We start from the raw sequence: 18,149 nt of genomic DNA, 5'->3' as shown, positions 1-18,149 counted from the left end.
ATATCTATAGTACTATTGTTTTGCAGCATTTTCGCAGATTCTGCATTTGCGCAAAGAATGTTTAAGAGTTATCAATATTTTCCTGATCACCTTGAAATAAAAACCAATGACGGCAAAATGGTCATCACGCCTTATGGTCATCATACGGTGAAAGTTGATTTTCTGGAAAAGGGTAAAGCGTTGCCGTTTCCATCTTATGCGGCAGCTCATGGCGCAGAAAAGGTTGAAAGTAAAGTGAAGGAAGAACCTAATCGGTTGATTTATTCCTTACCAGATATGGAGGTTTTAATTCAGAAATCCCCTTTTCAGGTGTCTTATGCCAACGGAAACAAAGTTTTCCTTGCAGAAGAGCAGGGCTTTTTTGATGCGGATTCTGTGAGTGGATTTCGTTTCAAGCTTCAGCCACAAGAGCAATTGATTGGTGGAGGTGAACGAGTGTTGGGCATGAATCGTCGTGGACACCGTTTGGAGCTGTATAATAAAGCCTCTTATGGTTATGAAAAACATGCAGATTTAATGTACTACTCGATGCCTATGTTGGTATCGACGAACAAATACGCGCTGATTTTTGACAATGGTGCCAAAGGATTTATGGACCTTGGCGCGACGGATAAAGAGGTGATGTCTTTTGAAGCCGTGAGTGGGAATATGTCTTACTTTGTGGTCAGCGGACACGATTACCCAACGCTGATGAATAATTTCACCGCTTTGACTGGGCGCAATCCATTACCTGCACGTTGGACGCTGGGGAATATTGCCTCGCGTATGGGCTACCATACGCAGGAAGAAGTAGAGACTACCGTTGCCAAATACCAACAGGACAGCATCCCATTGGATGGAATCGTGATTGACCTTTACTGGCAGGGGCCAGATTTGAAAGGCCACATGGGCAACCTGGACTGGTACAAACCTAACTTCCCTCAGCCAGAAAAAATGATGGCCAATTTAAATGAGCAGGGGGTAAAAACGATTCTAATTACTGAGCCATTTATTCTGAACGGTTGTAAAACCTGGGACAGTGCGGTCGAAAATAAAGTGTTGGGCACCGACAGCCTTGGCAGTGCATTCAAATTTGATTTCTTTTTCGGCAATACAGGCCTGATTGATATTTTCAAGCCAAAGGCACAAGACTGGTTCTGGAAAATTTATAAGCACCATACCGAAAGCGGAGTTGGCGGCTGGTGGGGCGATTTGGGCGAGCCAGAAGTTCACCCTTCGGCTTTGCAGCACGTGAATGGTTCTGCTGACGAGGTACACAATGTATATGGTCATGAGTGGGCAAAAATGATCTATGATGGTTTTGCCAAAGATTTTCCAAATACGCGTCCGTTGATTCTGATGCGTTCAGGTTTTGTAGGTTCACAGCGTTACGGCATGGTGCCTTGGTCGGGAGATGTTTCCCGTTCCTGGGGTGGCTTGTATCCTCAGGTAGAGATTTCCTTGAGTATGGGATTGCAAGGTGCGGCATATATGTCCTCTGATTTGGGTGGTTTTGCGGGTACTACTAAAGATGCAGAATTGTATTTGAGATGGTTGTCCTATGGTGTGTTCAACCCAATCTACCGCACACACGCACAGGAAGAAGTGCCTGCTGAGCCAGTGTACTGGGACAAAGAAACCATGTCTATCGCCCGTGATTTCATTCGCCTGCGTTATGAAATGATGCCTTATAACTACACACTTGCCTACGAAAACACCACTACGGGAATGCCGTTGATGCGTCCGTTGTTTTTTGAAGAAGATAACGATCAGCTAATTGACTACACCGACGCTTACATGTGGGGAGATGATTTCTTGGTAGCGCCAGTGAAAGAAAAAGGGGCGACAAGTAAAACGTTCTACTTGCCAAAAGGTCATCAGTGGATTGATTTCCATAACGACAAAGTTTATGAAGGAGGAAAAGAGGTAACGATCAAGTCTGATATTAAGCATTTGCCTGTAATGGTAAAAGCGGGTGCTTTCATTCCGATGGCACCAGTTTACCAAACCACCAAGGAGTATTCCACCAAAGATTTGACCTTGCATTATTATGCCGATGCTTCGGTGAAAGAAGCGAAAGGCCAAATGTATGATGACGACGGCCACAGCAAAGATGCACTTGAAAAAGGAAACTTTGACCTGTTGAAATTTGAGGCCAATACCAACGAGAAGGGATTGACCATTGCCGTAGAAAAAACAGGAAAAGGATTTGAAAATGCCCCATCAGAAAGAGCCATTACCGTGCTTGTTCACCATGCACCAAACCACAAAAAAGTGATGGTCAACGGCCAAAAAGTGAAGGTTCAAAAGTCTGAACAAAAATGGCAAGACAAGGGTGGTGCCTTCTTTAATGAATCAACTGGTCAGTTGTTCGTTAAAGTAGTTTTGAAAGATAAAGTAGTGATTGCTGTGAAATAGCATCAATGTAAATTGCAGACAATCAATGAATAATAAAGCTAAGTGGGGATTTCCTGCTTAGCTTTTTTTGGTGCGCCGTGCATGGCGATTAACTAATCGGTGCAAGTCCGTAGTGGGGGTTAGTAGTGCCAACCACATAGCAGAAGGCAAGGGTGTTTACCGTGAGGTATAATCTGAAGGAAGCTGTATGCAAATCTCTGGCCTGAGGGACACGAACATCATGAGGCAGTGTTGTCTGGATAAGTTTGCCAAACAAAACGAAGTCCAAAACTACTCGGAAGGCAATGCTGTAAATGGTGCAGGTAGATGGAGAGAAAGTTAAGTCGTCTTACCGCGGGAGGTCTCGCAGACAGTAATACCTGGTCGAAAAAGGTTTATTGCGAGAAGTCAGCAGAGGTCATAGTACATAGAGGCAATGAGCTGTAAGAACTACAGAGGTCTCACAATCTATGGAAGGACTGAATCTTGTCAGATTTTCAACTGAAAGTTACTGTAAAGCAGATGATAGCAGATGCCCGAAAGGGACTCCTTACTGGAAGATAGGACGGAATCCGAAAATAGGTAAGAGTGTTTATGCCGAAAGATAACGACAGGAAATGAAAGTCATTGAGGTTAATAATTTCAAGACAAGAAACCGCCCTGTACGGATCCGTATGCAGGGTGGTGTGGGAGGTGTACTGGTGAAAGAGGAAATTTTCTTTCACCAGCCATCTACCCGATTTTTGCTTTTATTTCAGCTAAAAAAGAGGTTATTTAATGTTTGTATTGTGGTATTATTCTTTATATACCCACTTTTGCCCAATATTATTTCATTAACCTTATGCGACTGATCCTTCTTCTTTCCTGTTGCCTTCTGCCTGCAGCTGTTTTTGGAGCCCCTAAAAACCTTGATGTGGATAGCCTCCAAACCCAATTGGAGCTGGTGAAAACCGACAGCGAGAAAGCGGCCATCTATATCGATCTGATTGAGCAGTTTCGCAGGACAAATATCAGCAGGGCAAATTTTTTTGCGGGTGAAGCACAGCAACTCACCGAGCATATCGATGACCTTTTTGTAAAAGCAAAATTGAACCTGACCCTCGGTACGCTGCAATTTCACGAAGGAAACTATCGTCTTGCGGCGGATTATTACCTGAGGTCGAGAAATTACTTTGAGCTCCATGCAGATACCTCCACCTATTTCAGTTCGATCGTCAATAATAACCTTGGTCTTGTTTATGAACGACTCGGCGCTTCACAGAAAGCGGAACCCTTTTTTCATGAGGCGATTCAATTGCTCAAAAGTGCCGAAGATGGGGTGAACCTTGAAATGCTCGCCAAACTGTATCTTAATCTCGGGGCTTCTTTGCGGGGGCAGGGTAAAGCGGAAGATGCACTGGCCAGTTATGAGAAATCAGCCTCCATTTCCCGAACGAATGATTTTCACCTGTTGCTGGCCAATAATTTGCACAATATTGGCAATCATTATGTAACGCTTGGCGATTATGACAAAGCTTTCGAATACCTCAATGATGCGCTAAAAATTAAACGGGAACAGGGGCAGCTCTTTACATTGCCGACCACCTTACTGATTTTGGGCCATTGTTACCTTCAGCGAGGGGAAGAGTCCAAGGCTTTTGAATGCCTCAAGGAAGCGCAGCAAATCAGTGAATCTTTGGGGATGAAATATGAAATGCGGGCCATTTACGACGAGTGGGTGGACATTGCCGCCGCTCAGGGGAATTATGAGGAAGCTTTTCATCAGCTGACCAGGTTTAATGAGCTCGATGCCCAAATTAAAGGCGATGAGCGGAGTCAGAAAATCAATGCCCTGGTTCAGGAATATGAATTCAGGCAACAGCAGCAGGCCACCGCAGCTGCACATCAGGCCTATTTGTATCGACTTTATTTTGGGGGCGTAATTATTGTGCTTGTTTTGGCTTTAATGCTGGTGCTCTATTTATATCAGCGGAAAAAAACCAAATTGGCTTTGCTTGATAAAGAACATTCCGATTGGCTTCATCAGCAAGCGGAAGAAAACAACCAGAAATTGTTGCAGGATATTGAGCACAAAAATAAAGAGCTGACGACCAATGTGATGAACCTGCTGCAAAAAAATGAACTGATCAATAAGGTTTCTGAGGACTTGCTTCAACTTCAGCGAAAGGCCAATAAGGTGGAGCAGAAAGAAATTCGGAATATTATCTATCAGTTGCAGTCCTCAAGCAGCGATGACCTGTGGCAATCTTTCGAGGTGCACTTTCAGCAGGTGCACGTGGGCTTTTATGAAGATCTGGCGAGGAAATATCCAGACCTGAGTAATAACGAACGAAAGTTATGCGCATTCCTGAAATTGAACATGAGCTCTAAGGATATATCAGCCATTACACACCAGTCGCCAAAATCGATTGATATGGCACGGTTTCGTTTGCGGAAAAAACTTGGCGTCTCTGGGGCGGATGTCGATCTGTGCCAATTGATGAATGAAGTAGGGTAGTGGATTTTGAGCAGGGAGCAAGTGAGGTTTTGTGTAAAATCACCCTTGTTCTGCAGGTCTATGAACAGCCTGAACGCTTAAATGATGTGAAAGGTGACTGATTTTTTCTCCCATAAAAATCGGAAGAAATAGAATTGTGTTACGAGGTTAAATTATTGATAAATAATATGTTAGGTGGTGTTGTAGTGATGATGTTACCAAAAAAAATGAAGCAGGGAGATGATGTTCCTGCTTTTTTTTTGTTGCCGACAACGGATTGGTATTATTGGGGTTCAGTATGAAAGTGATGACTTTCGGCTGTAATGTTTTAACCAATTACTTATTGTTTCTTTCTTCATGATGAAAGAAAAACCCAAACCTAAAGAAGCCGATCAGATTCGTTCGCTTATCGAAAAAAGAGCGGCAGAAAACGAAGCCCTGAAAAAGCTTTTGAAAGCCCTGAAAAAAGGGCACTAACCTTTATTTTCCTGCGATGGCAGGAGTAACTCAACCTATTTATTTTTATGCGTAAACGCTTATCCTTTCTTAACCAACTATTATTTTGGTTGTTGTTGCTGATACCCGCTGCTGGATTTTCCCAGCAGACAGCAACCTTCCAGAACGGCATCGCCAACGGCGTTGTCAGAATCAAATTTAAGCCTGAGGTTGCTCAGATGCTTGCCGCCCAGCCGATGAATCAGGCCACAGGGGCGAAAATTGGCATCTCTACTTTCGATCAGGTAGCCCAATCGCTTCAAGGGCATAATATGCAGCGGGTGTTCCCTTATAACCCCAAAACGGAACACAAGCTTAAAAAGCATGGCCTCCACTTGTGGTACCAAATTGAGGTATCTGGAGCTGTTGATATGGCTTGTCAGTCCTTCAGTTCAGTAGCTTCTGTTGAGATGGCCGAGCCGATCCTTGAGAAGCAACTTATTGAGCCAGGTACTGTGCAAATACTTCCTTCTTCAGCGGTAACGAATACCGATGGAAGCTTGCCTACAAATGACCCTCACCTTGCTCGCCAGTGGCATTATAGCAACGATGGCAGCAAAGACAACTGGACCGCTGGTGCAGATGTCAACCTTTTTGAAGCCTGGAAAATTAATACTGGTGATCGCCGTGTAATTGTTTCCATTCATGATGAGGGCATCGACGTGGCCCATGATGATTTGGCCGCCAACATGTGGGTAAATCAGGGAGAGATTCCTGGCAACGGCATTGATGATGATGGCAATGGCTATGTGGATGATGTACATGGTTATAGCTTTGCCTATGACCAGGGTGAAATTGTAGCACAATCTCACGGTACGCACGTTGCAGGAACCGTTGCGGCGGTGAACAACAACGGTGTCGGTATTGCTGGTGTAGCTGGTGGTAGTGGTAATGATGATGGTGTCTTGATGATGTCTTGTCATACCCTGACAGGTCCTTACGCCAATACAGCGGCATCTTATGTTTATGCTGCTGATAATGGCGCTGTCATTTCGCAGAACAGCTGGGGGTATATCAATCCTGGAGCTTACGAGCAGTCTGTTTTGGATGCGATAGATTATTTCATTGCCGAGGCGGGAGATTATCCTGGCAGCCCAATGAAAGGTGGAATCGTTATTTTCGCTTCAGGAAACTCGAATGCGGATGGTGAATTTTACCCAGGTTATTATGAAAATGTGTTTACCGTAGCCTCTACGGGCCCTGCGAATGTTCGTGCTTATTACAGTAATTATGGGTCATGGGTGGATGTTTCTGCGCCAGGAGGTGACACTTCCTTGAAGCAGGAGGATGGTGTTTTGAGTACACTTCCAGGTAATAACTATGGTTTTATGCAAGGAACATCAATGGCTTGTCCGCACGTGTCGGGGATTGCCGCTTTGGTGCTGTCGGAGCATGGGAGTGAAAACTTTACACCACAAGACATGTGGGCACACCTTAAAACGGCGACCCATTCAATTTATGATCTGAACCCTGGGTTTGTTGGTAAATTAGGAACAGGGGCTATTGATGCTGCTTTGGCTTTGCAGGCCAACGAAGGGCACGCACCCGCACAGATCGCTGACCTTGCTTTGGAGTCTGCTGCGCATGATTTTGCTGTTGTTACTTTTTCAACACCAACAGATGAAGACGATGGGAAGCCATTGCGTTATGAAGTGTATTATAGCGAAAACACCCTGACGGCAAATAATCTTGAGTCGGCTATGAAAGTCGAACTCGTTGCAAATTCTGCCGCGGGCGAAGCTAATACGGTGGAACTTTCGGGATTGAAAGGCGAAACGACCTATTATGTTGCAGTTTTGGCTTATGATCGTTGGGATAATGCATCTCCCTTATCAAATGTATTGCAGATGGTAACGAACTTGGGTCCTGTTTTGGTGTTGGATCAGCAGGCGTTGAACTTCACAATCGATGCCAGCACTTCCGCTTCCACATCACAGTCAATGACTTTGGCCAATGAAGGAGAAGGTCTGTTAAGATGGGATTATACACATCGCCAGACGGGGTTCAATTTAGCTTATAACTCGGTGGCGCCAGCCAACTACCCAAAAACTTTACAGCACTCAGGCAGTGCAGAAGTGGGACGTAGAGCGGTTCAACAAATTCAGCGCACGAGCTTTGATCCTGAGGAAATCAAGGATTTTGAAAACTCAACTTTGAGTTATAGTGAAGGATTTGCCTGGTACGTGATTGGAGAAGAAGATACCAGTCTGCCAAATTCTATGGCAACTAAATTTACAGTTGACGACCCAAAGGGGTTCAACCTGACGAATTTACAGTTCTGGTTAGAGCTTTCTGAGCCAAGCACAAAACCTATTGTAGAAATTTATAAAGGCAGCAGCATGTCGCCTGACCAACTGATTTACAGTAAAGAATATGATTATTTTTATCAGGGCGGTCAATACCTGACATTGGATGAGCACTTTTATTTCAGTCAAGGAGAGTCCTTCTTTGTGGCTGTACATGTTCCTGCAGGTAACCTTTATCCTTTGGGGGTATCGCCAGCAAAAGATTGGGATCAGGCCGTTGGAAATCAATTCATGAGTTTTGATTTTGGTAGCAACTGGTCGCCAATTCAGGAAGCGATAGGAGAAGATGGCTGGGCCTGGGTGATTCTTGGCAATAGTCAGCGTCAGTATTTGGGTGAATATATTTCTGTTGTACCTTCACAAGGAGAAATTCAGCAGGGCGAAGAGCTTACTGTTGAAGTTCAGGCAGATGCTTCCACGTTGGTAAATGGTGATTATAATTCCAATACGATCATCCGTACCAATGGCACCAACCAAAAAGAGGTTCGGGTAGTAACAAGCCTGAACGTTACGGGTCATTTACCAGAGCTCCATACGCCATCAATTGTTAATTTCGGTGCGGTATTCGTACAGGATGAACTGGAGATGGAAATTGATGTGGCCAACTATGGTTATGGCAATTTTATGGTGAGCAATGTAAGCTCCTCAAATGATGCATTTGTCTGGGCACAGCAAAGCTGGGAATTCAATAAAGTTCCTGCACGTGCTATTCGCCCGCTGAAACTCAAATTTCAGCCACAAACCTCAGGAAACGTCAATGGGGTAATTACCATTGAAACGACCGCTGGCGAGCATTATCAGTTCAATGTGTTCGGGGTAGGCGCTGAGCCTGCAGCCTTGAGTCTTTCTCCAGCCTCCCAAACTTTTGATTTGGCAGTAGGAGAAGAAACAACTTCATCGGTAACCATCGAAAATACAGGGCAGTACCCATTGGAATATGTTATTCCAAGATTTGCAGATAATGTTCCTGAAGGGGTTCACCGTTTTGGCTATAGCTATGAAAGCAATTTGCATGCTGACGACCTGCCTTGGGAGTGGGTTGAGCTGGCAGAGGATGATGATGCAGTAGAAATTACCGACCATTTCAAAGGAGCGGGTAATAATCACCATAAGATCAATTTGAGTTTTGGCTTCCCATTTTATGGAACCGAATATAATGAATTCTTTGTTTCTCGATATGGAGCGATCACTTTTGATGATAACAGCCCATACAATGAGTTCCCTCCAGGTTTAGGGTCAATGTACACCCCTAACGGTTATATTTATGCCTTGGGGCAGGAACTTAATGTTCAGAACAGTGGCCACATTTATGTGAAGGAGTTCGAGCATGAAGTTATCGTTGAGTACAAGAATGTTGGAAGCACATGGGAGGGGCCTTCGACTTTCCAAATTGTACTGAAATCTGATGGTGATTTTGAAGTGCGCTATGAAGACATCTCAGCAATGGCGACCAGTACTGTATTGTCTTTCGAGCCTGAGAATAAGCAGGATGGGGTGATGATCAAATACGGTGGGATCGATTGGGATTTCTTTAATGATAAAACCACTGAATTACGCTATGTGATGCATTCCCCAGGAGTAGATATGGTCAGTGATCTTTCTGCATTTGCGGGCTTGATTCCTGTAGGTGGATCAGAAACGATCGACTTTACCGTGAAAGCTGATGGCTTGGTGGATGGTGCTAACATTCAAAAAGTGACAGTATTCAGTAATGACCCTGAGGCGCCTTATCAGTCTTTTGAGGTGAATACCAATGTGTCTGGTGGTGAGGCTGAACTTGAATTCAACCTTACGGCTTTTGATCTTGGTCAGGTGTACCAGGGAGCTGAGGCTTATGTTCATCTGAACATTACCAATGCAGGAGGGGCGGCAACCGCCATCACTTCAGCAGAGATTCCTGGCGACCGGTTTACCCACGATTTTGCCAACGACCAAATTGCTGCCCGCAGAAGTGTGCGCAAAATGATCACCCTGGCAACAGATCAGCTGGGCGAGTTTGCAGAAACCCTGACCCTGACAGACCAGGACGGTAACACCCACGAGTTTGCATTAACCGCAGAGGTGGTAGCCGCTCCTGCGATTGAAGTAACTTATGAGAAACAAATCCTGACCTTAGCCGCAGGAGATTCACATTCAATGGCTGTGGAAATCAGTAATGAAAATGGCGAAGCTGCTTTGGATATTTTGCCAATGGGTAACTCTTGGTTATACGCTACCGAAGCTGTGGTAACGGATGTTAATGAATTGGCAGGGACGGATTTTACCTATGCGCTGAAAGACAACAAGAAAGTATTGGCAGGATTGGAAGATGCTGAAGCTCCTGTTTTCCGTTGGGATGATATTATTCAGGGGGGAGGAACACAAATTGAGATTGAAAACCCTGATCATTTTGCTACTCATTACGAATTGCCATTTGATTTCAATTTCTACGGCGATGAGTACAGCGATATTTATATTGGTATTAATGGGGTGATCTCTTTCGATGAGAATTACATGTTCACCCTTAACGACTATATTCCTACCTCTGGAGGCTTGAATAATTTCTTGGCGCCAATCTGGATGGTCGGTGGCGAAAACTATTACGATACCGATGAAACCAAAGGAATTTGGGTGAAGGAATATGAGGATAAAATTGTGATTACTTACCACCGTATGCAGCACATTTGGGCTTTCTTTGGAGGTTATGCTTCGGCTCAGGTAATTCTGAATAAGAACGGTACTATAATTTATCAATATCAGGCGGATCAAGCTGCTTTGAGTTGGTTGCACCACCCAACGGTTGGTATCGAAAACAAAACCGGGACCGATGGGGTAGAAGCCGCTGCTTTCTATCAGTATATCGAAAATGGTTTAGCCCTTTCTTTTACACCAGCGAAAAAAATCACGATTCCTGCAGGAGCGTCGAAAACCATCAACATGACTGTTGATGCGACTAATTTGATTGCTGGAGAATATGAAGGCAGCCTGACCCTGCTGAACAATACACCATTAATGGAAGAATACCCATTGGAGGTAGCATTAACGGTTGAGGGATCTGCTGACTTGAAATTGTCTGAAGAGGCTTTGAGTTTTGGAAAAGCTATGATTTATGATGAACTCGTAGATAACTGGCCTTCGCCGAAGACATATCAGCGTTCATTCTTCCTGACAAATGACGGCTCCGCTGGGGCATCAATTAGCTCTATTGTATTGAATGGAGAACAGGTCAATGACCTACAAGTAGGGAAAATGTCTGAAGGTTTCTGGGGACCACAATTTGTGTCCATAGACTGGATGGAGTTCCCGATGACAATTATTCCAGGTGAGGTTTCTTCTTTCGTGGCTATTTTGTCCCCAACTACGGTAAACACAGATTTATCGGCTGAACTGGTATTTACCTTCGAGGATGGTCAGGAGTTGATACTTCCAATTACTGCAATGGTGGTTGAACCACCTGTAGCGGAAGTGAATGCAGATACTTTTACAGTTTTAGCCAATACGGTGGACCATCAGGAGCAGCAGGTGTTCACTTTAAGTAATGCCAATGGTGGGTCTGTCCTTGATTACGATTTTGTGATCGACTTTAACCGTGCGCAATCTGCGGATATGCAACCAATGGCCAATCGGGTAACCCATTCGGCTGAAGATATGAACGCTATTGCCCTGACAGGGAATGCAGCCGCAGTAAGCAGTACTGAGGATTATTTCGATTACTTGTATTATGGAACTGATGATGAGCCAGCGAGTGCGTTAGGTTTTGGTGGAGGTGCATTCACAACCCTCACCGGATTTACTGCCCCTATGGCTGGTTTCGAGCTGGCAAGCGTTCAGACTTGGTACCGTCCTTATGGTTTGGAAAATGGTCCAATCACGGTAGAAATATTGGTGGGTAATATGGATCCTACACAGGCGGTATTGGTTGCTCAGCAAACTTTTGTAACCGAAACATCGGCTGATGAAACCAAGGGCGCATTGATGACCTTTGAGTTGTCTGAATCTGTTAAGATTATGCCACACGAGCGATTCTACATCAAGGTTTATTATGATTTGGGTGTGGAGTATCCTCAGGGATTTGTTTCCATGGAGGAGTCGGTAGCCAACACTTTCTTTTATGTGGAGGAAGACGGCAGCTACACGGACATCAGCCAGTTCTATGATTTCGAAACGACTGCCTTCATGGTAAGGGCAATTGCCAACGAAGCCATTGACGGTAACTGGTTGACGCTTTCACCTTCTGCAGGCGCTGTTGATTCAGGAGCGTCGCAGGATATTGAACTTGCATTCGATGCTTCCTACTCAGTAATGTCAGAGAATTTGGCCAAGGTGATTGCGGTCTCTAACGACCCTGTGAATGATGCGCCAGAAGTAATGATCAGTATGAAAATGAATCAAGCTCCAATGTTTGAGTTGGGAGAAAGTTCTGCTTTTGATATTAACGAAGGCGAAACACTTGTCCTTGAACTGATGGCAACGGATGCCGAAGGCGATGATTTTGAATACACCCTTGCTGAAGCGTATGAAGGCCTTGAAACCGAAGTGCGAGATGGTGCTTTCTTCTTGACTTATGCAACCGATTATGAGCACGAAGGAAATTATGAGTTTGTCGTTTACGCCACAGACGAATATGGCTTCCAGAGCATGCATACGGTTGCTTTGACCGTAAATGATGTGAATCGTGCGCCAGAGGCTTCAGATATGGATCAATTGATCCTTTATGTTACTGAAAAAAGCAGAACAATTGCCTTTGCAGATCTTTTTGAAGACCTCGATGGTGATCAGGTAAACTATGCCATCACCACCACCGATGAAACTATCGCTCATGGGGTTCAGGTGCAAGACAGCCTGATGATTTTCCCTATTGCCGCAGGGGACGTTGAGATTGTGTTAGTCGCTGACGATAGCCGTGGAGGAGCAACAACCTTATCACTGGAGGTTAGTGTACTTGCTAAGCCACTATCCAGTGATGATGCTGCTTCGGTTAAACTCTACAACACACCAAACCCAGCAACCCACTCAACGATGGTTCATTATAATGTAAACAGTGGTTCGGAAGTGGTGATTGAGGTTTTTGACCTGAGTGGCCGAAAAGTAAAAACCCTTGTGGATGGCTTCCAGTCATCAGGAAAGTATGCCGTACACTTCGATTGTCAGTCTTTGACTTCGGGCATGTACATCATCAACCTGAATGTGGGCGGAGATATCCATCAGACTAAAATGATCAAAAAATAAGATCAACGAAATAAAATCAACCTGTTGAGTTGCTCAACAAACCAAAGCGTCATCATTTAATGGTGGCGCTTTTTTTATATCTTCGCTTATGACTGAAAAAGGGAAAGTACGGGAATTCAGCGGGCAATGGGTATCGCTCAGGCAGCTGCTGGCCGAACGGCCATTGACATTGCTGTTGTTTTATAATAATGATTGTTTAGGCTGCACAGGAAGGGCTTTGCCGTTGGCCTATGAAATTGCCAGGCAGTATCCTCAGCTTCAGATGCTGGGCATCCACAGCGATTTTGGTGAACGGAAGGGGAGTGCTGAAAATATTCCGCAGGTATTTTCTTCAGGCGTTTGTCCCTTTCCTATATATATAGATGAGTCGCACCGTTTGTACGACGCCTTTCAGTGTGAAGGAACGCCCCACTGGGTTCTTCTCGATGAGCAAGGTACGGCATTATTGTCGGTATTCGGTTCTCAGCAGAATGCCCAGAACCGTTTGTTTTACCGACTGATGGATATTTTCGGAACGGCTTGATGTTAATCCAGGCCGATTTCATGCAACACCTTGTTTTTGGCTTTCCAGGCAAACCTTTTTCCTACCGACAGCCTCACATAACCCTGAATCATATTGGAGCTGTAGCTGTTGATGAAGATATAATTAGCCTCGGTGGTAGCATTGATGACCACAAAGAAATCGGCATTATTATAACCGACAAACAGTCTGCTGACGGTCATAATACTGGGTTTGTACATCACTTCATCGTTCTGGTTTTTCGCCAGGGTTTGTAAATTGATGTAGTTGCCACCCACGCCCGCCATTGCAGAGAAGCCAGCAAACCAGTGCGATTTATATACCCAGGTATAGCCATATCCTCCTGTCAGTCCAAGAGTGAAATACTGGGACTGATCGAGGTTGAGCTTTCGTTTGTCCAGCAGGGTGTTATCCTTATGGTTCCAATAATGCTGAAAAGTACTGAAGCCTCCAAGCAACCAGGAACCCGCACTTTTCTTCTGCCATTGCGTTTGCGCGCTGTTGGCCATATAACTGTACGTCTTCTGATTAAACACATAGGTCGCATTAACCGACACCAGCATGGTATTCAGCTTCGGTGCATTGTCAAGATTGATAGGCGCCCCCTGAATCGGGCGTACATCAGCATAATGCCCCTGGAAGTATTGCGCACGCCCCTCAAAACCGATCGCTTTCGTGTAATATCGGCCAATCAGGTCTATTTGTGAAAAAGTTTCATTCTTCTCCTGAGGCCCCAAAGGCATCGTCAAGCTTAAATTGACGCCAAGCCAGTTGTGGTTCAGCCCCACGCCTATACTGTAAGGCGCCACAGGGCTGAATACCAGGCGGTGGAGGTCGCCTTCGATATCTTTGGAGATAATCCCAAACCGATTGTTCTTATAAGTACTGATGGCCCGCAAGGTCCATTCCTCAGAATAATCCATGACATACAGGCTGTCATAGCCATCCCACTTGTCATGGTCGTAAATTCCCATAGCTTCGCCAATCTGGGTGTCTTTTAGGTACTGCCCATAAAGTGTGCTGGTGATCAAACAAAAAAAGCTCAGTAGGGATAAAATTTTAATTCGCATCATGGAGTAGTAGCGGACAATTATATGGCAATAGGTCGAAATTAAGAAATATCCTGATTTTTTCGCCCTTAAAAATGACTTTTAATCATTTGTATTTAAACATTGAAATTTGAACACTGTTATAAGATCAATTAGATACTGAATAATTTGGGTCTAAGTATTTTTACCGAAAATATCATGAGTTATTATAGGAATGAGATTAGAATGTCTATTTACCGACCTTTATGTGTTACATAAACTATGTATTTAGTAGTTAAAAAAATTTATATTTTAAAACCCATATAATAGATGTTTACGTAGTGCCTGTTTTTGGTTTTGAATTATATGTCATTAAGGTTTATGACAATTGACATAAGTTGGTTGATTATTTAAAGGGTTTAGATATTTATAATTATAAGTTGGAAAATCGCTTAAATTTACGCTAACCACGGTAGCCTTTCAGCAATGCACAACAAGGTCAATAGTTATATTCAATGATTTTGTAGTCATTCTATCATGCTTGTGCCGTTTTAAATAGGGTAATGGTAATTTTAGGTCTGAAAAATTGTGAAATTGGTGATGTCGCCCAAAGGGTATTATATTGATGTGGATCAGTTATTTTTCAGTATCAAACATTATTTCATGATCTACAATTGTGTCGGAGTTGGCATAAATTGATCTATGTCATTTGTTATGAAAAAGATCTTATTCTTTAAAAATTTGTGTTGTAAAAATTTAGGAACACTCAATTCCTGCACTACATTTGTACCATAATAAAACAACAAGGAAGGGCTTGCGTACTTATCCATTCAAGTATAAAAGCACTCTTAAAAATATTATGCCATTATAGTGAACGATTAAACAAAGAGTTTCTCTATGGATAACTTTCACGGCATTTAAATAAACACTTTTACAGATTAGTATGAGTTCGATCAAAAATCTTATCGCTGGTGTACGTAAGGCACAGACCGAGTACAGTGACTTCACACAAGAACAAGTAGACGAAATTTTCCACCAAGCGGCTTTGGCTGCCAACAATGCGCGTATTCCATTGGCGAAGCAGGCGGTTGCTGAAACTGGTATGGGTATCGTTGAAGATAAAGTAATTAAAAACCACTTTGCTTCTGAGTTTATCTACAACAAGTACAAGGAAACAGTTACTTGTGGGATTATTGAAGAAGACGAAGCTGGTGGTATCATCAAAATCGCTCGCCCAGTTGGGATCATTGCAGGTATCGTTCCTACAACAAACCCTACTTCTACGGCGATCTTCAAAGCTTTGATGGCTTTGAAAACGCGTAACGGTATCATCTTCTCTCCACACCCTCGTGCAAAAGATTGTACCATCGCTGCTGCTAAAGTAGTATTGGATGCTGCTGTTGCTGCTGGTGCTCCTGAAGGAATTATCGGATGGATCGACGAGCCATCAGTAGATAAATCTTCTGAATTGATGAGTTCTGTGGACTTGATCTTGGCAACAGGTGGTCCTGGTATGGTGAAAGCGGCTTACTCTTCAGGTGTTCCAGCCATTGGAGTAGGAGCAGGTAACACGCCAGTAATTATTGACGATTCTTGTCATATCAAAATGGCAGTTAACTCTGTATTAGTATCTAAATCTTTCGATAACGGTGTAATCTGTGCTTCAGAGCAAGCGGTTGTTGTAGATGCTAAAATTTATGATGAAGTACGTGCTGAGTTCGCTGCTATGGGTGCACACATCTGTACGCCTGAGCAAGTAGAGAAAATGCGTAAAACGATCTTGGTGGAAACTAAGAAAGGTACTTGTGCATTGAACGCTGACATCGTTGGTCAGTCTGCGCAGCGTATTGCTGAATTGGCAGGTTTCGAAGTGCCAGTAGGTACTAAAGCATTGATCGGTGAAGTGGAAAGCGTTGAATTCGACGAGCCATTCGCACACGAGAAATTGTCTCCAGTATTGGCGATGTACAAATCGAAAAACTTTGACGACGCATTGGCGAAAGCTGACCGTTTGGTTGTTCAAGGTGGTTTGGGTCACACTTCAGTATTGTATGCTGACCAAGCTGAGCACGAAAAGATTGAGAAATTCCAAAACTTGATGAAAACTGGCCGTACGTTGATCAACATGCCAGCAGCTCAAGGTGCAATCGGTGATATCTATAACTTCAAATTAGCGCCATCTTTGACTTTGGGTTGTGGTTCTTGGGGTGGTAACGCCGTATCTGAAAACGTTGGACCTACTCACCTTTTAAATATCAAAACTGTGGCACAAAGAAGAGAAAACATGTTGTGGTTCCGTATCCCAGAGAAGGTTTACTTCAAGTTCGGTTCACTTCAATTGGCTTTGCAAGAATTGCATGATGAAGGTAAAAAACGCGTATTCATCGTAACTGACCGTGGTTTGGCTGGTTTGGGATACACTGACTTTATCACTAAGTCTTTGGAAGCAAACAACATCGATTACCGTATTTTCTCTGAAGTTGATGCTGATCCAGTATTGTCTGTAGTACGTCAGGGTGCTGAGCAAATGACTGCTTACCAACCAGATTACGTTATCGCATTGGGTGGTGGTTCTGCAATGGATGCTGCCAAAATCATGTGGGTAATGTACGAACACCCAGAGGTTGAGTTCTCTAAATTGGCAATGACCTTTATGGATATCCGTAAGCGTATTGCTAAATTCCCTAAAATGGGATCTAAAGCTCAATTCATGGCTGTTGCTACTTCTTCAGGTACAGGTTCTGAGGTAACTCCTTTCTCTGTAATTACTGACGATGCAACAGGTGTTAAATACCCATTGGCAGATTACGAATTGACTCCAAACGTTGCAGTTATCGACCCTGAGTTGGTAATGTCTATGCCTAAAGGCTTGACAGTTGCTTCTGGTATTGATGTAATGACGCACGCATTGGAAGCTTTGGTTTCTGTAATGGCATCTGATTACACTAACCCATTGGCTTTGGAAGCTGCGCGTTTAGTATTCAAATACTTGCCTTTGTCTGTTGAAGGTGGTTCTTCTGACTTGAAAGCGAAAGAGAAAATGGCTAACGCTGCTGCAATGGCGGGTATGGCATTTGCTAACGCATTCTTGGGAGTTTGTCACTCAATGGCACACAAATTGGGAGCGGCATTCCACATTCCTCACGGTATCGCGAATGCATTGATGTTGAACGAAGTTATCCGTTTCAACTCTGTTTCTTCTCCTCGTAAAATGACTGCTTTCCCTCAGTACAAATACCCTAACGCAGCATTCCGTTATGCTCGTGCGGCTGACCACTGTGGATTAGGCGGTAAAAACGAAGAAGAGAAAGTACAAAACTTGATCCAAGCAATCTCTGACTTGAACGCTAAAATTGGTGTTCCAGCAACAATCCAAGAGTGGGGTGTTTCTGAAGCATTGTTCTTGGAGAAATTGGATACTTTGGTTGAAGAAGCATTCGATGACCAATGTACTGGTGCTAACCCACGTTACCCATTGATGGAAGAGATTCGTGAGATGTTGTTGCGTGCTTACTACGGCCCAAAAGCATACGAAGCTAAACAAGCTGAAGAAGCTAAAGCTGCTAAACCAGCGAAAAAAGCTGCTAAAAAATAATTGACACTAATCTGTAAGACGATTTAGTTCTTTACAATTAACCCGACGCATTTTGTGTCGGGTTTTTTTGTGCCCAAAGTTTTGTGGGCCAAGAAAGAAGGGATACTGAATGGTACCACCAACACTATCGCAAGAGTCGCTCTTG

Annotated in this window: 6 protein-coding genes; 5 read left to right on the top strand and 1 reads right to left on the bottom strand. The window is 43.8% G+C overall.

Features of this window, described 5'->3' with window-relative positions:
• Positions 1-57: 57 nt before the first annotated feature.
• The 4 genes from AABK40_RS07565 to AABK40_RS07550 all read left to right on the top strand — a co-directional run bounded on the left by AABK40_RS07565 (position 58) and on the right by AABK40_RS07550 (position 13,384).
• Complete coding sequence (locus AABK40_RS07565; RefSeq protein ID WP_338396648.1) at positions 58-2,397, top strand: glycoside hydrolase family 31 protein; 2,340 nt, start codon at positions 58-60, stop codon at positions 2,395-2,397.
• A gap of 820 nt (positions 2,398-3,217) precedes the next feature.
• On the top strand, positions 3,218-4,873 hold the full coding sequence (locus AABK40_RS07560; RefSeq protein WP_338396647.1) for a tetratricopeptide repeat protein: 1,656 nt from the start codon (positions 3,218-3,220) through the stop codon (positions 4,871-4,873).
• 503 nt (positions 4,874-5,376) lie between these two features.
• On the top strand, positions 5,377-12,861 hold the full coding sequence (locus AABK40_RS07555) for a S8 family serine peptidase (RefSeq protein ID WP_338396646.1): 7,485 nt from the start codon (positions 5,377-5,379) through the stop codon (positions 12,859-12,861).
• Positions 12,862-12,949: 88 nt separating this feature from the next.
• Complete coding sequence (locus AABK40_RS07550; protein WP_338396645.1) at positions 12,950-13,384, top strand: TlpA family protein disulfide reductase; 435 nt, start codon at positions 12,950-12,952, stop codon at positions 13,382-13,384.
• 2 nt (positions 13,385-13,386) lie between these two features.
• On the opposite strand, the gene AABK40_RS07545 is transcribed toward AABK40_RS07550, so the two are convergent.
• Complete coding sequence (locus AABK40_RS07545; RefSeq protein WP_338396644.1) at positions 13,387-14,412, bottom strand: DUF4421 family protein; 1,026 nt, start codon at positions 14,410-14,412, stop codon at positions 13,387-13,389.
• A 940-nt stretch (positions 14,413-15,352) separates the two neighbouring features.
• Here AABK40_RS07545 and adhE point away from each other — a divergent pair.
• Positions 15,353-18,004 (top strand): bifunctional acetaldehyde-CoA/alcohol dehydrogenase, encoded by a 2,652-nt coding sequence (gene adhE / locus AABK40_RS07540; protein ID WP_332919271.1) that lies wholly within the window; start codon positions 15,353-15,355, stop codon positions 18,002-18,004.
• Positions 18,005-18,149: the final 145 nt, after the last annotated feature.

Source organism: Persicobacter psychrovividus, from assembly GCF_036492425.1.
Taxonomy (GTDB): Bacteria; Bacteroidota; Bacteroidia; order Cytophagales; family Cyclobacteriaceae; genus Persicobacter; species Persicobacter psychrovividus.
Note: the sequence above shows the minus strand (reverse complement) of the source record. Positions and strands in the feature narration are given on the sequence as shown.